This is a genomic window from Flavobacterium magnesitis (genome assembly GCF_041729735.1).
GTDB classification, from domain to species: Bacteria; Bacteroidota; Bacteroidia; order Flavobacteriales; family Flavobacteriaceae; genus Flavobacterium; species Flavobacterium magnesitis.
In genome coordinates, this window is record NZ_JBCFQK010000007.1 from 1 (window position 1) to 22,199 (window position 22,199).

14 protein-coding genes are annotated in these 22,199 nt (G+C 32.2%); 13 read left to right on the forward strand and 1 reads right to left on the reverse strand.

Annotation, left to right across the window (positions count from 1 at the left end; translation table 11 throughout):
- Window positions 1–132: 132 nt before the first annotated feature.
- From AAGV33_RS06540 to AAGV33_RS06580, 9 genes are all read left to right on the forward strand, one after another.
- Entirely contained in the window at window positions 133–3,819 is a 3,687-nt protein-coding gene (locus tag AAGV33_RS06540) for a two-component regulator propeller domain-containing protein (protein ID WP_373391162.1), read from the forward strand.
- Between the two features lie 177 nt (window positions 3,820–3,996).
- Window positions 3,997–6,966 (forward strand): SusC/RagA family TonB-linked outer membrane protein, encoded by a 2,970-nt coding sequence (locus AAGV33_RS06545; RefSeq protein ID WP_373391163.1) that lies wholly within the window; start codon window positions 3,997–3,999, stop codon window positions 6,964–6,966.
- Between the two features lie 17 nt (window positions 6,967–6,983).
- Window positions 6,984–8,726 (forward strand): RagB/SusD family nutrient uptake outer membrane protein, encoded by a 1,743-nt coding sequence (locus AAGV33_RS06550; RefSeq protein WP_373391164.1) that lies wholly within the window; start codon window positions 6,984–6,986, stop codon window positions 8,724–8,726.
- A 93-nt stretch (window positions 8,727–8,819) separates the two neighbouring features.
- Entirely contained in the window at window positions 8,820–9,791 is a 972-nt protein-coding gene (locus AAGV33_RS06555) for a purple acid phosphatase family protein (RefSeq protein WP_373391165.1), read from the forward strand.
- A gap of 75 nt (window positions 9,792–9,866) precedes the next feature.
- Complete coding sequence (locus AAGV33_RS06560) at window positions 9,867–11,693, forward strand: alkaline phosphatase (RefSeq protein ID WP_373391166.1); 1,827 nt, start codon at window positions 9,867–9,869, stop codon at window positions 11,691–11,693.
- Between the two features lie 399 nt (window positions 11,694–12,092).
- On the forward strand, window positions 12,093–12,851 hold the full coding sequence (locus AAGV33_RS06565) for an SDR family oxidoreductase (RefSeq protein WP_373391167.1): 759 nt from the start codon (window positions 12,093–12,095) through the stop codon (window positions 12,849–12,851).
- A 169-nt stretch (window positions 12,852–13,020) separates the two neighbouring features.
- Window positions 13,021–14,160, forward strand: a complete 1,140-nt coding sequence (locus AAGV33_RS06570) for a glycosyltransferase (protein ID WP_373391168.1) — start codon at window positions 13,021–13,023, stop codon at window positions 14,158–14,160.
- Window positions 14,157–14,906: a UDP-galactopyranose mutase gene (locus AAGV33_RS06575; RefSeq protein ID WP_373391169.1), complete on the forward strand. Its 750-nt coding sequence runs from the start codon at window positions 14,157–14,159 to the stop codon at window positions 14,904–14,906. The genes AAGV33_RS06570 and AAGV33_RS06575 overlap by 4 nt, the downstream gene beginning before the upstream one ends.
- Window positions 14,907–14,957: 51 nt before the next feature.
- Window positions 14,958–15,449 (forward strand): CinA family protein, encoded by a 492-nt coding sequence (locus AAGV33_RS06580; protein WP_373391170.1) that lies wholly within the window; start codon window positions 14,958–14,960, stop codon window positions 15,447–15,449.
- A gap of 56 nt (window positions 15,450–15,505) precedes the next feature.
- Here AAGV33_RS06580 and AAGV33_RS06585 read toward each other — a convergent pair whose 3' ends face one another.
- Window positions 15,506–16,114, reverse strand: a complete 609-nt coding sequence (locus AAGV33_RS06585) for a YciE/YciF ferroxidase family protein (protein ID WP_373391171.1) — start codon at window positions 16,112–16,114, stop codon at window positions 15,506–15,508.
- 262 nt (window positions 16,115–16,376) lie between these two features.
- Here AAGV33_RS06585 and AAGV33_RS06590 point away from each other — a divergent pair, with 262 nt between their 5' ends.
- The 4 genes from AAGV33_RS06590 to AAGV33_RS06605 all read left to right on the forward strand — a co-directional run bounded on the left by AAGV33_RS06590 (window position 16,377) and on the right by AAGV33_RS06605 (window position 22,186).
- Window positions 16,377–16,688 carry a hypothetical protein gene (locus AAGV33_RS06590; RefSeq protein ID WP_373391172.1) on the forward strand — a complete coding sequence of 104 codons (312 nt, stop codon included), beginning with the start codon at window positions 16,377–16,379 and terminating at the stop codon, window positions 16,686–16,688.
- 261 nt (window positions 16,689–16,949) lie between these two features.
- Window positions 16,950–20,156 (forward strand): CheR family methyltransferase, encoded by a 3,207-nt coding sequence (locus AAGV33_RS06595; RefSeq protein WP_373391173.1) that lies wholly within the window; start codon window positions 16,950–16,952, stop codon window positions 20,154–20,156.
- A 139-nt stretch (window positions 20,157–20,295) separates the two neighbouring features.
- Window positions 20,296–20,970, forward strand: a complete 675-nt coding sequence (locus tag AAGV33_RS06600) for an SRPBCC family protein (RefSeq protein ID WP_373391174.1) — start codon at window positions 20,296–20,298, stop codon at window positions 20,968–20,970.
- 136 nt (window positions 20,971–21,106) lie between these two features.
- Window positions 21,107–22,186, forward strand: a complete 1,080-nt coding sequence (locus AAGV33_RS06605; protein WP_373391175.1) for a glycoside hydrolase family 130 protein — start codon at window positions 21,107–21,109, stop codon at window positions 22,184–22,186.
- Window positions 22,187–22,199 lie beyond the last annotated feature (13 nt).

Sequence of the window (22,199 nt, forward strand, 5' to 3'; positions counted from 1 at the left end):
CTTATTAAAAAATATAGTATTGTAGAATTTGAGGTCTTTTGAAATTAAAATTAGCACCTATTTTAAACTTAACACACAATTTATGTTTAAGTAAACTTGTGATTGTATTCTTGTTGGTTAAAAAACAAACAAATGGTTACAAGATTATTTGTAATATGTTTCATCACATTACAATCGTTTGGACAACAAATAAAATTTGAAAATTTTACTACAAATCAAGGTCTTTCTAATAATTCTGTCATTGATATTGAAAATGACAAAGACGGAGGGCTCTGGATTGCTACATGGGATGGATTGAATTATTATGATGGCTATAATTTTAAAATTTTTAAGCACAATTTTAATGATTCTAAAACAATCTCAAGTGACTATATCATGAAACTAATCAAGGATAAGGGAGACTTTATCTGGCTCATTACTAAAGAAGGTCATGTTAATCGATATATTGGAAACGGAGAATTTGAGAAATTTGAGTTTAAAGGAATTCCGCTAAGCATTCAACTTTCTGAAAAAGGAAATGTTGTAGTTCAAACCAGCACTGATTATTATGAATTTAAAGAAGAAACTTTTGTTGCAATACCTTTAAATTCTATAAAAAAAGCAGATACTAATAGTCTGAAAAATATCCTATTAAGAAAATATCCTAATCTTATAATCAATGACGTTTTAAAAGATAAAGCAGGAAATATTTGGTATGCTACTCGAAAAAACGGACTGTATATCATTAATAACAATAATACAATTGAACATTTTACTTCTGATTTATATTTTCCCTATTCCATTACTAGCAACGAAATTGAAACGCTCCACAAAGATGCTTTTGGAAACATTTGGCTAGGACAAAAAGATGGTGGTTTGAGTATGGCGTTTGCAGGTTCAGAAAAAATAAACACAATAGCACCTCATCCTGTAAAAAATCCAAATTTACCAACGGAAACTGTTAGAACTATTATTAAAGATACTGACGGAAAAATCTGGTTAGGTTATTATACAAAAGGACTTTATTATTACAGTGAAAAAAGTCATTCTTACGAAAAATTTAGAATTAAGGAATCCGCTTTAAATCCAGATTGGGAACGAATTAGAAGTTTGTTTACAGCTAGTGACGGAACAATCTGGGCGGGAACATATAAAGGCATCATACGTATTTCGGGAGATAAATACACTTGTTATGAAGCTGAAAAAATCAAAGAACTGCCTAATAATAGGTCTTATTCCATTTATGAGGACGAAAAGAAACAGCTGTGGATAGGCTGTTGGGGAGGTGTGGCTAAATTTAATTTAATGACTGAAAAATTTGAAAGTTTCAAAGGGCAAAGTGCGTTAAATAAATACCACATCAGGTGTGTTAAAAAACACAAACAGGATTTAATTTTAGCGACCGAAAATAATGGGGTTATCGTTCTGAATTTAGACACTAACAAAATAAACCAAATTTCTACTAATCGAGGAATTTTGGGAAATAGCGTTTATTCTGTCCTGATTGACAAGACTACAGATAATTATTGGGTTGCTTCCTTAGGCGGGGTCAGTATTTTTAATAAAAAAAAGGGTTTAATAAAAAATATTACAGAGGCGGATGGTCTTCCAAGTCACATGGTGTATGGTCTTATCGATAATGGAGATAAGGTTTGGATTAGCACCACAAAAGGAATTGCATCTATTACTAAGAATAATTTTAAAATTACTTCCTATAATCCAAATCATGGATGGCAGGCACCTGAATTTTCAGAAGGAGCCTATTATAAAGATGCAAAAGGCAATTTGTTTTTTGGAGGTGTAAATGGACTGAATTATTTCAATCCGAATACGCTTCAATCTACTAATTTCAATGCAAAAATCAAATTGATTGTTGATGGTAACGAAAACTATTTACCCGAAATAGAAAAAAGTTTTACTGATAATGAATTGGAAATTGAAATAATTCCTATTGTATTTCCTAAAGAAAGTAAAGTCGAAATTTATTATAAATTAGAGGGAAGAGATAAAAATTGGACTTTATTAAAAGATACCAATAAATTAGAATATGCCAATTTATCTTCGGGAGATTACCATTTTTGGATAAAACAGGGGAAAAATGGAGTTGCTAAACCTGTATTTTTTACCCTCAATATCAGTAAAGCATTTTATGAAACCATTCTGTTTTATGTTTTATTATCGGCTTGTATACTTTTTGGCTGTATTGTTTTAATTTATTTTAAAAATAAAACAGCTATTGCACAAAAAAAGCATCTGGAAGCAAAAATAAAATCTCGTACCAAAGTAATAGAATCCCAGAAAAAAGATTTGGAAGCAATTAATGAAAAACTCGATAAGAAGAACAAAAAAATAGTAGAGCAGAAAGAAAAGCTTTTAAAATTACATAGCAATCTTAAAAGCGAAAGTTTTGAAATCGAAAAGTTTAAAACCTTTATGCTCGCGGAGTTCCAAGATCCAATAGCAAAGATCATTGAGATTTCAAATACAAATAAAAATGATAAGAGTGTCCAGCGAGATTTAGTTTTCCAATCTAACAGACTGGCGAATCTTATTTCGGGATGGAATTATTTGAGTTATGTTAAAGATATTGGTCCTGTTAAGAAATCAGCGGTTCATTTGTTTCCAGTTTTAAAGAATAGTATTGAAAAATTAAAAAAGGAGCTGCAACGCAATCAGGTTAATTTTAATTGCGAAATAGACAAATCGGATTCTTTTGTTGCCATAGATGTATTGCGATTAAAGTTGTTATTGCAATATTTTTTTAATGATATCAGTAAATATTCTGAGACAGACAGTAGCTTAAGTATCGAAATGGGTTATGAAAATAATTATTTAAAAGTTACTGTAGTTTCCGATAGTGTTATCTTAAAAAACAATTGGTACAATATTTCACATTATAGCCCTTACTTTAAAGCTTTACATGTTTTATTAGAAGATTTGAAAGGTGAATTTTTTGATAATTCGGAGGAACAATTTAAGAGTACGCTACAAATTCCTTTAGAACTGGTTTCCGAAAATCTAAAAACTAAGGAAACAATTTCCTGGAAACATTTCAACGAACAAGATCAACTCTCGGAGGACAAAGAATTGTTTTTAGTCTTTAGCGATCAATCTGATTATACGGCAGCCAATCAGGTTTTAGAAAACAGGAATCATCAGTTGCTTTTTGAAAATTCGGTGGCTAATCTAAACGCTGCTGTAAAACAAATCAACTTTTCTGCTTTGGTGTTTTACCAAGCAACATTTTCAAAAGAACTGGTTCATTTTTTAGATGCTAATAAAAAAAAGGGAGGTTTAAAAATGCCCATGATTTACATATCTGAAGATATTAATTATGAATTGCATGAGCAATTATTAGAATTGGGTATAGATACTTTAATTCAGTTGCCAGCTAATGCTTCATTTGTTGCCAAAAAAATAGCTTCTCTAATTGAGAAACAAAAAGAGATAGTACAAGAAAATAAAATCCAGCAAAAAATATTTGAAATTTTAACGGATGATGATCCTTTGATAACCACTAATGACAAGTTGGTAAAAAAAGCTTTAGAAATAATAAAAAAGGAATTGCAGGATCCTTCTTTTAACGTAGAAATATTGGTAGAAAATTTGGGAATTTCCAGAGTAAAATGCTACCGTATATTTAAAGAGACTTTAAATCAATCCCCTTCTGATGTAATAACCTCTCTTAGATTGCAAAAAGCAGAGCTATTATTAAAAACCAAAAAACTAAATATTTCTGAGATCAGTTTTGAGTGTGGGTATAATGATCCCAAATATTTTGGACGCTCTTTTAAAAAATATTTTGGAAAAAGTCCTAAAGAATACAAAACAATATCTTAAAAGTATTGTTAGCCCTGTGTTTGTGGAAAGTTAGCTTAATGTTAGCGAGCAAAATTCCCCTTTTTGATGGTTAATTTTATCCTAATTTGAATCCAAAATCCTCTTTTGTGAATCAAAATTCCCCCTTTATGGCTCTTGCTTAAAATACTTTTGGCAAAACAAAAACGAGTATTTAACATGAAAAAAATTTATGCAATTTTAATTCTTGCTTTAGGGTGTATGTCCTATTCCTATTCGCAAGTATCAGTATCAGGAAGCGTAGTTTCTGATCCGGATAGGCAACCTATTCCAGGAGTATCAGTCCACATTAAAGGACAACCATCATTTGGAACAACAACCGATTTTGATGGAAATTTCAAGATTCAATTAAAAGAACAAAGCGGTGTTTTGGTTTTCTCTTATATTGGATTTAAAACAAAAGAAGTTTCTTATTCAGGAAATCAAACTTTAAGTGTTTCGTTAACTGAAGAAACAAGTTCTTTAGATGAGGTTGTAGTTATTGGTTACGGTTCTCAAAAGAGATCTGATGTAACTGGGTCTATTGCTTCGGTAAAAAGTAAAGATTTTAATAAAGGAGTTGTGGCCAACGTGGGACAGTTGATTCAAGGTAAAGTTGCCGGTGTTAACGTTACAGCTGCAAGTGGTGAGCCTGGAGCTTCTCAGGATATCATTATTCGAGGAGTAGGAAGTTTACGTTCAGGAACAACGCCTCTTTATGTAGTAGACGGCTTTGCTTTAGACAATTCGAATAATGGAGTTGCTTCAAATCCTCTAAATTTTATTAATCCACAGGATATTGAAAGTATTGAAGTTCTTAAAGATGCATCTGCATCTGCAATTTATGGTTCCAGAGCTGCAAATGGTGTAATTGTAATCACGACTAAAAAAGGAGCAAAAGGCAGGACTCAAATCAATCTTAATATGACTACTGGATTTTCAACATTAGCTAATAAAGTGGATGTTTTTAGTGCAGATGAATTTAGAACACAAGTTGCTGCGGTTAACGGAACTCTAATTGACGGAGGAGCAAATACGGATTGGCAGGATGAATTATCCAGAACTGGTGTTTCTCAAAATTTAAATTTATCGATGAGTGGTGGAACTGATAATTCAACGTATGCAGCCTCTTTAGGTGTAGACAATCAACAAGGTATTTTGAAAAACAGTGATTTAAAGCGTTATTCAGGTCGTTTGAATTTAAATCAAAAAGCGTTTGATGATAAGTTTAATATTGCTTTTAATTTTACAGGAACTAAACTTGAAAATTCAAGACCAGACGCAAGAGGTATAGTAGGCAATATGTTGACAATGAATCCTACAGATGCCGTTTATGTAAATGGAGAACCTAATGTGAATTTAAGCAATGATGTGCTAAATCCTTTAATTAGTCAGAGAAATTACTCTGATGAGACAAACAACAATCGTATTTTGGCTAACATTGCTCCATCTTATGAGTTTATAAAAGGATTAAGCTATAAATTCAACTTGGGAGTGGATTATTCGATGTCAGAAAGAGACGTACAGGTGTTGCCATACAGCTCAGAGACAAACACTACTTTAGGTTCTTTGAATACTATTCTTACTACTAATAATAATGTTTTATACGAAAATACATTGACGTATAATTTCAATGCAAATGCTCATAATTTCACCATTTTGGCAGGTCAGTCTTACCAAAAAATACAAGTCAACCAAAAGAGCTATAATTTATCTGGATTCCCTGATAATGGTGTAGAACCAAAAAATCAAATAGAAACAGCAAGTGAACGTCCAACTCAGGCTTCGTCTGCAGTAGAGAACGAACTTCAGTCTTTCTTTGGAAGATTAAATTATGCGTATGATAACAAATACTTGCTTACTGCCACAATGCGTGCGGATGGTTCTTCTAAATTTGGTAAAAACAATAGATACGGATACTTTCCATCTGTAGCATTGGGTTGGAATATTAGTAAAGAAGATTTTCTAAATGAATCTGAAGTGATCAATAATCTGAAGCTAAGAGCAAGTTGGGGACAAACAGGTTCTCAGGAAATTCCATCTAAAATAACTAAAGCGAGTTATACCGAAAGTAATACAGGAAACGATACGTATCCATTAGATCCATCTGCTACAGATTTAGGGGGGTATCCTTATGGTACAATCTATACCCGTTTAGCTAGTCCGGATATTCAATGGGAAGTTTCAACGCAGGCAAATATAGGGTTAGATTTTAGCCTATTCAATAATAGATTGTCGGGTACTGTAGATTACTTTAACAAAGTTTCAGATAAAATTTTATTAGAAATAGCACCAACAGACCCTATTCAACCTACACCAAGATATTATACAAACATTCCTAAAATGGAGATAAAAAACAGTGGTGTAGAGTTAGCTTTAGATTATAGTAGCGATAAAAGCCGTGATTTCTCTTATAGCATTGGTGGGAATATATCTTTAACTAATAATAAAGTACAAAAATCGCCTTATACCATTTTGACAACTGGTGCAGCGCAGGGTGGCGGACAAACTGGAGCAACAATAAACGGAGTGTTTAACGGACAGCCTATTGGTTCTTTTTATATGCTAGAATTTACAGGAATTGGTGCTGATGGTTTGAACCAATTTGAAGATACAAATCAAGATGGTCAGATTCTTGACAATGACCGTATCATTGCTGGAAGTGCTTTACCAGACTACATTTATGCTTTTTATTTGAATTTTAAGTATAAGAATTTTGACTTAGGAGCTAATTTCAATGGTACTGTTGGTAATAAAATTTATAACCACGTAGCAATGACTTCATTCAACAGAGGTCAGCTTGCAAATTCTTTTAACACCACTGGTAGAGCTTCAGAATTTTTAAACGAAGCTTCAACTAACTCTAACACTGTTTCAACCCGATATTTAGAAGACGGTAGTTTCTTACGATTAAATAATGCAACTCTAGGTTACAATTTAAACCCAAAATCAATCGGATTGGATAATGTAATGGATAACATCCGTCTTTCAGTAACTGGACAAAACTTATTTGTGATAACAAAGTACAGCGGATATGATCCTGAATTAAACACTGGAATTTCAGTTGGAGAAATTCAGTCATTTGGAATTGACTACTTCAGCTATCCTAGAAATAGAACAATTCTATTAGGGCTAAACGTGGCATTTTAATTTAAAAAATAACAAAAATGAAAAATAAAATAATATTGGTAGCTCTGGGAATCAGTTTGTTATTCAACTGGAGTTGCACTGACTTAGAAGAAGCTATATTAGATGAATCCTTAACTGGAAGTGGACAAGCAGATGCGATTAACGGTGCAATTGCTCCTGCATACGGTCAATTGAAAGCGACCTGGATACACACCAATAATTTTGGTTTACAGTTAATCGCCAGTGACGAAGGTATTTTACCTTATAGAGGAGGAACAGACTGGTATGACGGGGGTAAATATTTAGCAGTACATGCACATACCATTACACCTACTAATGACTTGGTTACCAGTACTTGGAATGAGCTTACAATAAATACTTCCAGAGCATTATCTGCAATTGAAGTTTTAAGACCTCTTGCAGAAAGTGGTAATACAGAAGCACAAGGAGCACTTTATGAAATGATAGCGCTTAGAGCTTATTTAAATATGATAGCTTTAGACAACTGGGGAATAGCGTTTAAAAAGGAAGTATCAGCCAGTAATTCGGAAATACTTCGAGGACAAGATGCCATTTCCTACATAGAAAGTGAGTTGTTATCTGTTGCTGATATTATTAATAATGATAAAGGTCCAGGTAGAATGACGCAGGCTGCAGTTTGGGGATTTCTTTCCAGATTATATTTAAATGCTGCTGTTTACCGTGATCCTTATGGAACTCCGCAGTTTACTAATGAAGATATGGATAAGGTTATTAAATATACAGATAACATTATAAACTCAGGTAAATTCAGTTTGTCTCCTGAATATTTTGATTTATTTGATGATGATAATAATTCAAATAAAGAATTAATCTTTGCATTGGATCAGCGTGGCGTTTTATCCGCTGAAAATAATCGCTGGGCTTATTGGTCAATTCCAGGATCTATGTTTCCAAGACCAGAATCAATTAATGCAGATGGAACAGATGGTCCTGCCATTACATCGGATTTTTATCAAACTTGGGTAGATGCTTATGGTTCTGTAGATCCTGCTGATGCTGATTCGAGATTTTATAAAGATAATGCTAAGGTACCAGCCCATTTAAAAGATTTGACAGGATTATCACCACTTAATGATCAAGATCATTACTATTGTGTAAAAGCAGAGGATTTTGAAATTGACAGAGGAATCTTGAGAGGTGTGCCATGGGCAGCGAGAAAAGATGCAAATGGTGCTTTCTTTAGATGTGATGATGGTTATAGAATTTATCCTGTTAAGCAAATTAAAGGAAACGGAGTGGATAAAAATGTGGATTATGTGAATCTTACTTTAAAAGTAGACTTTACCAATGAAGGCAGTTTTCATAAATCGGGTTATAGAGTGTCAAAATACCAGTTTAGCCATACTTCTCCTGATGGAAACAACTTTAGCAGTGTTGATATCGTATTGCTTAGATATGCCGAAATTTTCATGATGAGAGCAGAGGCTAAATTAAGAAAGGGAGATAATGCTGGTGCACTAGTTGATATGAATACGGTAAGAACGTCAAGAACAGCAAGAGCTCCTATTCCTGCTGCGCTTCCTACTATAAATCTAGATATTTTATACAGAGAATATGGATTTGAATTTTACTGGGAAGGTTTAAGAAGAACTACTCAAATTCGTTTTGGACACTATGAAGATACTTGGTCAGCAAAATCAGATACTGATGTAGATCATAGGTTGTTTCCTATTCCACAAAAGGCAATTGATGGTGCATCAAATACTCCTGGTTATTTAGTACAAAACCAAGGATATTAATTCAAATAGATTAAATATTTAATTTGAAGGCTGTTAGTTTTCTTTCAATAGAATACTTACAACAGCCTTCAATTTTTTAATTAGTAGAAAAAAATGAAAATGTTATTGTTACAAAAAAAAATAGTAAAAGTATTTATTTGCATACTCTCTTTAAATTTTGCTGCTGCTCAAACTAAAGATACTTCGGTTAAAAAATACTCAAATGCGCTGAATTTCATCGTCATGGGAGATTGGGGTAGATTTGGTGAAGACCATCAAATTCCTGTAGCTAAGCAAATGGGGATTACTGCTACAGCCATCAACCGTGACTTCATAATTTCCACAGGTGATAACTTCTATCCGGTTGGTGTTGCTAGTGAATATGACCCGCAATGGAAATCTTCTTTTGAAGATATTTACACTGATTTTTCACTACACTGGAACTGGTATCCTATTTTAGGAAACCATGATTATGCTGGCAATCCAGATGCTCAGGTTGCTTACTCAAAAATAAGCCGACGCTGGAATATGCCTGCCCGATATTACAGTGAAACATTCAATATCAATGGAGATCCAAGCCAGCAGGTTTTAATTGCTTTTATAGATACCAATCCATTAATTCCTGAGTTTTACAAAAGTAAACAGTATGGTAGAAATGTAATTTCACAGGATTCCACCGCACAAAAAAAATGGCTTGTTAAAATCCTGACAGAAGCACCTAAAAGTGTAAAATGGAAATTAGTTGTGGGGCATCATCCTTTATTTACGGCAACTTTAAAAAGAAGAGAAGCTTATGATACTAAGGCAGTACGAAAATCATTGAAATCATTATTTGATAAATATGAAGTAGATGCTTATATCGCTGGACATGATCATGATTTACAGCATTTACTACCAGAAGGTAAAACACATTATTTTGTTTCTGGATCAGCTTCTGAGGCTACTCCAATTGATCGTTTGCCTTTTAGCAAACTGGCTTCATCGGAATATGGGTTTATGGTATTCTCAGCTTTAGCCAATACATTGTATGTGCAGGCAGTTAACGAAAAAGGAGAAGTCATTTACACCACCGAAATAAAAAAGTAAATAACACATTAATTACAATTTATATTCTATGCTAAGCCACCTACAGCTTTGCAAATGAATGAATTCCTATTTTCAATGAAAAAAATAATAACCTTTTTTTGCCTCCAGTTTTTCCTGTTTTTGCAAGCACAGGAATATACTTCTTCCAATATTCATTCGCATAATGATTACGCCAGTTCGCTTCCTTTTTATGGAGCGTATTCTAATGAAGTTGGCGTTATCGAAGCCGATGTTTTTTTGGTAAATAATGAACTGTTTGTGGCGCATACCGCAACAGAAATTGCTCAACACAACACGCTTAAAAGTTTGTATTTAGAACCACTTTCTTTAAAACTTAAAAATTTAGAAGGCAAAGCATATCCAAGCAATAAGCCTTTAATTTTGATGATTGATGTCAAGTCGGATGCAGCATCAACTTTAAAAGCAATTGTACAGCAGTTAAAAAGATTCCCAGAAATTAGTTCCAATAAAAATATAAAAGTGGTGATTTCAGGTAACAGACCTTTGCCGTCGCAGTGGTCGACATATCCTGAGTTTATTTATTTTGACGGAAGACTTACTGAAAATTATTCGCCAGAAGAATTGTCCCGTGTTGAAATGATAAGTGCAGATTTAAAAGAACTTACAATCTGGAACGGTAAAGGTGTTTTGACACAAGCTGATTTACAAAAGATGCAATCGGTAATAAGAAAGGTACATGATCAGCATAAAAAAATCAGATTCTGGGCTACGCAGGATAATGTGAATACCTGGATGACTTTGATGAATTTAAAAGTTGATTTTATTGGAACGGATACTGTTGCTGCTCTAGCAGAATTTATCAAAAACATAAAAACAACATTCTATCAAAATGTGGAGTTTCATACCGCATATATGCCTAAAAACGCAGCAGCTTTCGCTAAAAAGAAACCAAAAAATGTAATCCTTCTTATCGGTGACGGAATGGGATTAGCTCAAATTTATGCGGGTTACACAGCCAATAAGGGACAATTAAACCTCTTTAATATTCCAACACAAGGACTCTCAATAACCAATTCTTCAGATAGTTATATTACGGATTCGGCTGCTGGAGGATCAGCTATGGCAACAGGACATAAAACCAATAATCGATTTATTAGCGTGGATGAAAACGGAAAACCTCTAGAATCCATTACGCAACAATTAGCAAATAAAAATTTTAAAACAGCTATTATTTCTGCAGGAAATAGTACAGATGCTACTCCTGCAGCCTTTTATGCACATCAGCCTGAAAGAAGTTATAGTGAACCAATAGCTTCTGATTTTTTAAGCAATCCGTCAGATATTTTAATCGGAGGCGGTCTAAAAGAATTCAAGGCTAGAAAAGACGGAAAAGATTTGTCTCAATTGTTGATTGAAATAGGATATTCCTTTTCGGAAAAATTTAGCAGTTTGGATACTATTAAAAATGCTAAAATGGTAGTTTTAGATGATGCAGCAGTTGTTTCTATTAAAGAGGGGAGAGGAGATTTTTTAGCCCAATCTTTAGCGAAAGCAACGAATACTTTTTCTAAAACAAAGAATCCATTTTTTATCATGGCCGAAGGAGCTCAAATTGATCACGGTGGGCATAAGAAGGATTTAGAATATGTGGTTCGGGAAATGCTTGATTTTGACAAATTAGTAGGTCAGGCAATGGAATTTGTGGATAAAAATCAAGAAACATTGTTAATTGTAACAGCTGATCATGAAACTGGTGGATTGTCATTAATTGACGGCAGTATAACAAAAGGATATGTACAGGGAAGCTTTAGTACTAATGATCATACGGCAATACCTGTTCCCGTTTTTGCTTACGGTCCTGGAGCTCAAAATTTTTCAGGGGTGTATCAAAATACAGCCATTTATACTAAAATAAAAGAGGCTCTTTTACTGAAGAAATAATGGTTACAAAAGAATGATAATTTTTGAAATTTGTAATATTTCAAAATCATAATATCAAAAAAGAAATAGTTTGTTTTAAGCAGTAGTAAGCTCCCGTTTACTGCTGCTTTTTGTTTATGTATTCTCATTAAAATTAGATTTTGATGGTATTTGTCAATCACTACTTCGTGTTTTTAATAACATGAGGCTAGTTATAGTAATATTTAAGATGCTATCGTTTTCTATTTAAGTTTAGCATTATTAATTGGGTCATTTTACTAGAATATTCTCCAAAAAATAACTGGTAATTATATAAATTATATAGTCAAGATTGTAAAAAAGCTAATGTTGCTAGGCTTAGATTTGAAACTAAATTAAAAGTACTATTTGCTCTTAATTCAAAAACACAAAAGAAAGGCTATGAAAAATTTATCAGATTATTTAGGACAAAACATTAAACAAAAACGCATTGTTATTACAGGTGGTACAACAGGTATTGGAAAAGCAATTGCAGATTTGTTAGTTTCATTGGGAGCTCGGGTGCTTATTTTTGGAAGAGACGATCGTGACTTCAAAAAAGCTTTTGATGATATTAAGAAAAAGTTCCCTAAATGTGAGTTGTATGGTGCACCAATAGATATAACTAATAAGGAAGATATCGAGACAATATGGGGAATTATCGATAATAGTCTTGGAGGAATAGATATTCTTATCAATAATGCTGCATTAGGAGCTGATGGAGTTACTGATAGTGACTCTAAAGAATGGCAATATATTTTGGATACTAATGTTATGGGGTATCTAACTTTCTCTTATGAGGCGGTTTCTAGAATGAAAGTCCAAAAATCAGGTCATATTATAAATATTGGTTCCATGAGTGCTGAAACTCGTAAAGGAACGAGTACAATTTATGTTGCAACTAAGGCCGCAATAAGAGGTTTTAGCACTTCGCTTCGTAAAGAAATCAATCCACTTGGAATCAAAGTATCTCTTATTGAGCCAGGAGCGGTAATGAGTGACATGCAGTCAGATACCAAAACCCAACAACGCCAAAAAATTAAAAAAATGGAAATGCTTGAAGCAGAAGATGTGGCTATGAGCGTTTTATTTTGTTTGTCTCAGCCTCAACGCTGTGATATAGTTACGATGCAATTACGACCACACTTACAAATAATATAAATAGATCTATAATATTATTCGAGTAAAATAGCAACTGTGAATTATGTAAATCTCGAGTTTAAAGATGTAAAAAAAACGTAGCAAGTCTCCTATATATTTGTTGCCGGTAAAAATAGAAAAGTCTGATTTCAATATTATACCAAATCCAATTTAAGCTAAAATGAATGATATGATAGACAATTTAATAAATACTCAAAAAAACATCTTTAATAAAAACATACCATCTTATCAGGATTCAGCGCAATATTATGATATGATTGTATTTTCTCATTTAAGATGGCAATTGGTGTACCAACGCCCACAACATATCATTAGCCGAATGGCAAAAACAATGCGAGTACTTTTTATCGAAGAGCCATTGGAATACAATGAAAATGAAAATTCGGGAAATCTTATTGTTATCAATGAAATGCTTCATGTTTTACAGCCTAATGTAAAAGATATTCAATCTATAGCCGAAATTATTCCTCAATATGTTAGCAATGATTCTATTTCTTTTGGATGGTTTTATTCAGCTGCTTTTTGTCCTTTATTAGGATCCATGGATTTTGATAATATAATCTATGATTGCATGGAGGAGCTTTCTTTATCTAAAAATACGCCACTGCATTTAATCAATCAGGAAAAATACCTTATATCTCAAGCCAGTATCATATTTACTGGTGAAAAATTATTATATGAAGCAAAAAAACAATTTCATAAAAATGTCCATTATTTTCCAAGTTCAGTAGATGAGTATCATTTTTCGAAAGTTTTAAACGGGATTGCAATTCCGTATGATATTGCTAGTTTAAATTCACCTATAGTAGGTTTTCATGGTGTAATTGATGAACGAATCAATTTACAACTGCTCCATCAAGTCGCTAAAAAACTACCCAATATTTCTTTTGTTATGATAGGATCTTTGGAACAAATTGAAGAAGCTGAGCTTTTAAAAGAAGCTAATATTTATTATCTCGGAGAAAAATCTTATGAAGAGCTCCCGCATTACCTAAAAGCATTTGATATTGTCATGATGCCTTTTATATTAAATGATACTACTAAATATATAAGTCCGACCAGAATATTAGAATATATGGCGGCAAGAAAACCTATTATTTCGACTAAAATTATGGAAGTGGTACGTAATTACAGTATTTGTGTAAGCTTAATTGATCGTGCTGATGAGTTTTGCGAAGCAATTAAATTTATGTTAGATAAAAGAGATGGTTTGTCTATGGAAATGGAATACTATAAAATTTTGCAGAAAACATCCTGGGATACTTCTGCTGATATGATGAAATCAATTATTAAAATTTTTGCAAAATGAAAAATATAGATATTTTAATCATCGGTGCGGGAATTTCCGGATGCGTTTTAGCAGAACGTTATGCGACAATTGGGAAGAAAGTTTTAATCATTGAAAAACGCAAACATATTGCAGGAAACTGCTATGATTACATCGATGAAAATGACATTTTAATTTCTCAATATGGTCCTCATTTATTTCATACAAATGATCAATCAGTGTGGGAATATGTCAACCAGTTTTCAGAATGGCATCCGTTGGAACACAAAGAAACAGCAAGTAATGGTAACAAAACAGTTCCAATTTCAGTAAATAGTAGTGTTACAAATGAATTATTTATTGCTAATGTTACCAATGAAGAAGAAATTGTTTTAAATCATGTTAAGCCAGTTCAATTAGAAAAAGCAGATAAATATCAGGGATTGCCTAAAGGTGGTTACACCCAATTATTCAAAAATATACTGACCCATCCGAATATTGAAGTATTATTAGAAACGGACTATTTTGATATAAAAGAGGAATATACCAATTATGAAAATCTATTTTATACTGGACCAGTAGATCGTTTTTTTGAGTTTACACATAATTTTTCTGAAAAACTGGAATGTCGTTCCATCCATTATGTTAGTGAAACTTTTGATGACGAAATTTTTGACGAAAACCCAGTAGTAAATGCTCAGGGTATGGATCAGGTATTTAAAAATGCTTTAGACTTATTTAATCAATTAGAAAAGGATAAAAAAACTATTTATAAAACCGCAGTATAAATGGAATTGTAGAGAAGATTATTTCAATAGATTTCATTAAACTCACTTATTATGCCTTCAGAAATAGTTATTAAATGCAGCCAGGCAATAGCCGAAAAAAAATGGAATATTGCTTTTGCTGAAAGCGCCACCGCTGGAAGAATGAGCGCAGAATTTTCTATGACCAAAGTGTCTGGGAAAATTTTACGTGGTGGAATTGTATGCTATCAAGTGTTTGTCAAGCAACAATTATTGAACGTTCCGCGAAGTGCAATTGAAAATCACACACCTGAATCAGCTCAAGTAACACAAAAATTAGCACAACAAGCATCCAAAATATTCCATTCGAAAATTACAGTCGCCATAACAGGGTTGACTACTGCTGGTGGTAGTGAAACCAGAACAAAACCTGTTGGCACCATTTTTTTTTACATCATAACTCCCACAGCAAAAATAAGTCATCGTCAGGTTTTTAAAGGAACCGCTGAAGAAATTGTATTGCAGGCAATTGATAAAACAGCAGCACTTATTTTAGACAGTATTAGCAGTTTAAAAAGTGCATAAAAAAAACCTGTAAATTTAAAAAAAATACAGGTCTTTTAATAAAGGTGAATTGAAAATTATGCTTCATCATCTTCATTTTCTTCGTCTGAAGCTGCTTCAAAGTTGATATTGTTGTATGCAACTTCAGTTAAAAGCATATCAGCTTCTTTTTCTTCTTCTAAGGTTTGTTGTAATAAGGCTAATGCTTCATCTTCACCTAAGGTTTGTGCATAAGCAGCTAAAGTTCCATAACTAGCAATTTCATAATGCTCAATTTTTTGAGATGCAGCTATAATTCCCGCATCTCTTACAGGACCTTCTTCTGTTTCTTCCATAATGCTTTCGCCTTCTTTGATTAGACCTTCCATAGCGTCGCATTTTTTTGCAGATGCTTTTTCACCTATAAGTTCAAAAACTTCTTCTAATCGGGCAACTTGTTCTTCAGTAACTACAAGATGGTCATTGATAGTATTTAGAAGATTCTCAGATGTAGCATTTTTAGCCATTTTAGGCAATGCTTTAGTCAAAGCTTTTTCAGCCCAATAGATGTCTTTTAAAGAGTCTACAAATAATTCTCTAAGGCCTTCTGCAGCCGAAGATTTTGCTTTTACGCTTCCTTTTGATTTGGATTTTGTTGCTGCACTTTTTGTTTTAGTGCTTGCCGTAGTGCTTTTTGCTGTTTTCATAACTTTTAAAATTAAATTAATACTTTCTCAAAAGTATGTACATACGCTACATGCTATTTATATAATTTCTTTTAGTCGTTGTAAAATTAGCACGCGGAATAATTTTGTATAACACAAATAGTAACTTATTGATTAGTAAAACATTGTAGTTGTGTAACCTTATAGTGTAATTCTATAAATTAAGCTGTGGTTGAGGTTGTAGATTTGTAAATAGATTTAAAAACTTAATTTTTTAAAGGAATCATTTTAAAACCAAAATAGTATGAATACAGATGAAAGAGAGCATTACAATCAAGATGATCAGTATGCTCAAGAAGATAAAAATCAATATAAAGAAGACGATTTAGATTCATTAAATAATTCAATTCCTAATGAAGATGATTTTGAAGAATTTGGAGAAAAAGAAGATTTTGATGAGAATGATTTGGATAGAGAGGAATCTGTTGAAAGTGAAGATGATTCTGAAGAAGACGAAGATGATGAGGAAGATAAAGAGAGTGACGACTTTAACAGAAACAACTTAAATGAAGATGATTTTGATAACACAGATCCTCAAAATCCACGTATATTTTAATTCTAAATTAAAATAGAAAAGAAGACCGCTGAATTTTAAGCGGTTTTTTTATTAAGTATTAAAACTGATTTACAGATATAAAATAAATAATTATTTAAAACAAAATTCAAGTTTCAAATCTTGTTGTTCTGCAAAAAGAAGCAGTCAATACAGGATTAATTAATTGCTTTGTGATTCTGTATATTCAGTTTAGTATTAAAATTTCATGCTTTTATTAACTATATACAATACATTATGATGACTGTTCCTGTTATAAAAAAAATGCAAAATAAAACATCAAATTTTCCAGTTGTAGGCATTGGAGTGTCTACTGAGGGAATGGATGGTTTAAAAAAAATAGTTTCAGATATACCTAATAATTCTGGAATGGCATATATAATCATACAGCATTTTATGTCGAATGTTTCTAGTAATTTGTCTGAAATATTAGCTCCACATGCAAAAATCCCCGTTCATGAAATTATAAATGAAATTAATTTGGAACCAAACCAAATCTATATCATGCCTGAAAATAATGTACTCACTACAATGGACGGAGTTTTAAAACTGAAATGGAGTACACGTAATGAAAAACGATACCATAATGATATTGATGTGTTTTTTGAATCCTTGTCTAAAGTATATAAAAGTTCCCTAATTGGGATCATGTTGCTTTCTGATTCTGGTTTTGATGGCGCAAGAGGATTTAAAAAAATTAAAGAAGCTGGCGGAGTTACCATATTACAAGATCCAAAAAAGACAGTATTTAAAAGAATTCCTCAAATAGCTATTGACAGTTATGTTTCAGATTATATAATGACACCCGAAAATATCCCATCTGAATTATTACAAATTCAAAAAAAATATACAAGCAATTATGGATACAATGACGAAGAGAATATCCCAATAAAACAAAAGGAAATATTTAACCAAATTATAAATCTTATTTTTTTAAGAACTGGAAATGATTTTAGCAATTACAAACAATCTACAATCAGGAGACGTATTGCTATAAGGATGGTTATAATACAAAAAGACACTTTAGAAAGTTACTATAGTTTTCTTCAAAATAATACAACAGAACAAGATATTCTATTCAACGATTTTCTAATTACTGTAACTTACTTTTTTAGAGATCAGGAATATTTTGAAAGTTTAAATCAAATTGTTTTTCCTTCGTTACTACAAAATAGTACTAATAATACTCTGAGAATCTGGGTGGCTGGATGCGCAACTGGAGAAGAAGCGTATTCGTTAGCAATAAGTATTCATGACTATTTATTGGAAACAAATAATACTCATATAAAAGTTCAAATTTTTGCTTCCGACTTATCTAAAAAAAGCATTATAAAAGCTCGATCTGCCATTTACTCTCATCAGGATGTACAACATATAGCAGAAGAAAGATTGCAGAATTATTTTGTAAAAACGAATGGTCATTATCATGTTAACAGAGTAATTCGTGATATGTGTATTTTTGCCGTGCATAATTTTGTAAAAAATCCTCCATTTGCCAGAATCGATTTGGTTAGCTGTCGGAATGTTTTAATGTACTTTAATCCATTTTTACAAAATAAGGCTTTAGCTTCTTTTCATTATTCACTTCAAGAAAAAGGAATACTGTTTCTGGGAAAATCAGAAACGGTAAGTCATGCTCAAAATTTATTCGAAAATATTGGAGGATCCACAAAAATATACATTCGTAAATTAGGTTCTGATCACAATCAGTTAAAAGCAAATCCATCTGCTACAAACAATTTATTAAAAAAAAATGAGGCTACTCCATTAAAAACAGTACAAAAAAAGGATTTCCAAAAAATTGTCTCTGACGTTTTGTTTTCTAAATACACGCCCGTGAGTGTTATTATCAATGAAAATTTAGACATTGTTCATTTTCATGGTGATACCAGCCCTTTTTTATCTCCATCATCTGGAAAACCAAGTTTTAATATTTTAAAAATGATTGATGAAAATATCAGTTTAGAATTGCACAATGCTATTTTTAAAGTAAAAAAAGAAAAGATAAACATCCGAAAAGACAATATTCCAGTTAAAAACCAACCCTATCTTATCTCTTTTGAAATCATATTACTTGAAAATGACGATGAGCATTTGATGATTCTTTTTTATAAAGTACCGCTTGAGAATGTAACTAAAGCAAAATCCATACAAAAAAAGCAAAATCCGAAACTTATTGATGAACCAGAAGAGGATTTATCTCAAATTCAGGAAAATAGTAAAAAAACAGATGTTGAAGAGCTGCAAACTATTAATGAAGAATCTGAAAGTACAGCCCAGGAATTAGAGTCAATTCAGGAAGAATTAGTCCATCTAAATGACGAACTTAAAGAAAGTCAAAAGCAGCTGACAAAGAATATAAATTTTTCAGAATCGATTATTAAAACTATTCATGAACCATTATTAATTATTGACAGGTATTTTTTTATAAAAAGCGCTAATCCCGCGTTTTATAAATATTTCAACACAACAGATACCGAAACCGAAGGATATCTTTTATTTGACATTGAAAATGCTCAGTGGAATATTTCTGAATTTAAAGAGCAAATTAGTAAAGTGATTCATGAAGATGAAATTATTGAGAATTTTAAAATGGAAATGATTTGTGCCAATGTTGGAAAAAAAACAATGCTCGTTAATGCCCGCCAAATACAGAATTCTAATAATGAATTAGTTCTTTTAACACTAAATGATAGTACTGATTTAGTGAATGTTAATCAATTATTGACGCTTAAAAAAATGAAAATGAAAAAGCACAATAATCAATTAGAGCTATTTACTTCTGCTGCCAGCCATGATTTGCACGAATTTCTTAATAAAATTCAGATGTTTAGTCAAAGAATAGTTGAAAGTGAAAAAAATATAAGTGAATCTGGTCAACATGATTTGGAACGAATTCAATGTTTGACAGCGAGCATGAACCAGTTACTTAATGATGTTGTTAACTATTCAAAAGCTAATTTTCTGGAAAGGAAATATGTGAAAACAGATTTAAACAGTATTCTGAAAAAAAGTATCAAAGATTTAAAAGATATTATTACTGAAAAAAATGCTGAAATCGTGGTTGCTGATTTTCCAGTACTAAAGGCGATTCCACACCAAATCCAACAATTGTTTACCAATTTAATAACGAACTCCATAAAGTATTCAAAACCAGGAGTTATTCCTAAAATAAAAATTGAATCCAAAAAATATTCTACTAAAGAGATTCTTGAAATAGGAGGGAATCCTGAAATTCATTATATAAAAATTGGTGTTATAGATAATGGAATTGGTTTTGAAAAAGGATATGAAACAAAAATATTTGAACCATTTTACCGATTACATGCGGATAAAGGTTATAAAGGCAGCGGACTGGGACTGACTTTAGCAAAAAAAATAGTTAGCAACCATCGTGGTTTTATAAAAAGCATCAGCGAAAAGAATCATGGTACAACTATGATTATTTATATTCCGTTACAAATGGGATGATGTTTTTTAAATAATTAGATTTTTACATACAATGAAAAAGGGAACTATCTGATAATTATATAATTAATCCTTTTAATTGTGTAAAAATTAAATTGTTTATCCTCATAAATTTGGACTTATAACCTAAAAAATTAAAATCATGGGATCAAATACAGTTGCAATACAAAATTCAAATTCTTCAAAGTCTAAAGCTAATGTATCTACATTAGAGAGAGTAGCAATGATTACAGCTGGTGCTTACTTATTATACAAAGGAGCATCACAAAATAAGAAATGCGTCGCTAAAATTTCCAGTGGTGGTGCAATGCTTCTGCGTGGTATTTCAGGATATTGTCCGGTATATGATGCAGTGGATCATCTAAAAAATGACAAAGCATCAAATGTTAATATTCGTCTAACGAGTATTATCAATAAACCTGTTAGTGAGGTGTATGCTTTTTGGCGTCATCTTGAAAATTTACCAAAATTCATGAATCATCTTCAATCTGTAAGAACAATAAATTCAACGCTTTCCGAATGGACAGCAAAAGGTCCGGGAGGAATTGGAACCTTAACATGGAAAGCCGAAATTGTAAAAGATGAAAAAGAAAGACTTTTAAGTTGGCAATCACTTCCTGAATCAACAATTCAAAATGCTGGAAAAGTAGTGTTTAAACCCAAAGGACAAACTACAGAAATGGATATTACTATTTCTTATCATGCTCCTTTAGGAGTTGCTGGAGAAGCAGCGGCAAAATTCCTGAATCCCTATTTTGAAAAATTGATTAAAGATGATATAATGAATTTTAAAACATATATAGAGTCTATCCACTAAGGGATAAAATTATATTTTAATATTTTTTGATTTGATATTAAGTAAAAAGTAATGGGTTTTCGAACTCATTACTTTTTTATTTTGAGACGAATAGCTGATTTTTATAATGTAAATTTATAGAGTAAAGAAAAATTGTATGAGTGATATTGCCCGCCGTTTTCCCGAAAATCCATTGTTAATGCCAATAGATTTGCAACCCAGCAATAGTGAATTGCATATAATTAGTCTGTTGAATCCTGGCGTATTTGTCTATCAAGAAAAAATAGGACTTCTGGTTCGGGTTGCAGAAGGAATGCCACAAAAAGAAGATTTTATTTCTTTTCCTGTCTTAAATTCACTTGGCAAAATAGAAATTATCGAAATACCAATAAATGATCCTGATTTAGTTGCAACTGATCCACGGGTAATTCAATATAAGGGATTGGAATATCTTACCACACTTTCGCATTTGCGTTTGCTTTGTAGTGATGATGGAGTTCGTTTTTATGAACCATTGGAAAATAATTTATTAGCTGGCATAGGCTCACTAGAGAAATTCGGAATCGAGGATTGCAGAGTAAGTAAAATTGCCGAAACCTATTATCTAACTTATACAGCAGTTTCAGAAAATGGTTTGGGCGTGGGATTACGAACAACCAAAGATTGGAAAAATTTTGACCACAAAGGGATGATTTTTCCACCGCATAATAAAGATTGTGCCATTTTTGAAGAGTTAATTGATAATAAATTCTACGCATTACATCGTCCGTCAAGCCCGAAAATTGGAGGTAATTATATTTGGCTAGCTGAATCATTTGATGGCGTACATTGGGGAAATCATAAATGTATTTTGAAAACCCGAAACGGCATGTGGGATAGTGCAAGGGTAGGAGCTGGGGCAGCACCAATTAAAACGGAACAAGGCTGGCTCGAAATTTATCATGGTGCCAATGCCGAAAATCAATATTGTCTTGGCGCTTTCCTGATGGATATTGACAATCCTTCAAAAGTTATTGCCCGAACAATTGATCCCATAATGATTCCTACAGAAGAGTATGAACTGAATGGTTTTTTCGGATATGTAGTTTTTACCAACGGCCATATTGTAAATGGTGATAAACTAACTATTTATTATGGAGCAGCAGATGAATTTGTTTGTGGTGCTCATTTTTCGATTGCTGAAATTCTATCGGTTTTGAATTTTAACGAAGAAATATTCGATGCTAAAACACAATAATATCTAAATTATA

What these genes read in the sequence shown, in the direction of transcription:
- AAGV33_RS06540 (WP_373391162.1), top strand. Translation starts at nt 133, where the DNA reads ATGGTTACAAGATTATTTGTAATATGTTTCATCACATTACAATCGTTT.
- AAGV33_RS06545 (WP_373391163.1), top strand. Translation starts at nt 3,997, where the DNA reads ATGAAAAAAATTTATGCAATTTTAATTCTTGCTTTAGGGTGTATGTCC.
- AAGV33_RS06550 (WP_373391164.1), top strand. Translation starts at nt 6,984, where the DNA reads ATGAAAAATAAAATAATATTGGTAGCTCTGGGAATCAGTTTGTTATTC.
- AAGV33_RS06555 (WP_373391165.1), top strand. Translation starts at nt 8,820, where the DNA reads ATGAAAATGTTATTGTTACAAAAAAAAATAGTAAAAGTATTTATTTGC.
- AAGV33_RS06560 (WP_373391166.1), top strand. Translation starts at nt 9,867, where the DNA reads ATGAAAAAAATAATAACCTTTTTTTGCCTCCAGTTTTTCCTGTTTTTG.
- AAGV33_RS06565 (WP_373391167.1), top strand. Translation starts at nt 12,093, where the DNA reads ATGAAAAATTTATCAGATTATTTAGGACAAAACATTAAACAAAAACGC.
- AAGV33_RS06570 (WP_373391168.1), top strand. Translation starts at nt 13,021, where the DNA reads ATGATAGACAATTTAATAAATACTCAAAAAAACATCTTTAATAAAAAC.
- AAGV33_RS06575 (WP_373391169.1), top strand. Translation starts at nt 14,157, where the DNA reads ATGAAAAATATAGATATTTTAATCATCGGTGCGGGAATTTCCGGATGC.
- AAGV33_RS06580 (WP_373391170.1), top strand. Translation starts at nt 14,958, where the DNA reads ATGCCTTCAGAAATAGTTATTAAATGCAGCCAGGCAATAGCCGAAAAA.
- AAGV33_RS06585 (WP_373391171.1), bottom strand. Translation starts at nt 16,114, where the DNA reads ATGAAAACAGCAAAAAGCACTACGGCAAGCACTAAAACAAAAAGTGCA.
- AAGV33_RS06590 (WP_373391172.1), top strand. Translation starts at nt 16,377, where the DNA reads ATGAATACAGATGAAAGAGAGCATTACAATCAAGATGATCAGTATGCT.
- AAGV33_RS06595 (WP_373391173.1), top strand. Translation starts at nt 16,950, where the DNA reads ATGCAAAATAAAACATCAAATTTTCCAGTTGTAGGCATTGGAGTGTCT.
- AAGV33_RS06600 (WP_373391174.1), top strand. Translation starts at nt 20,296, where the DNA reads ATGGGATCAAATACAGTTGCAATACAAAATTCAAATTCTTCAAAGTCT.
- AAGV33_RS06605 (WP_373391175.1), top strand. Translation starts at nt 21,107, where the DNA reads ATGAGTGATATTGCCCGCCGTTTTCCCGAAAATCCATTGTTAATGCCA.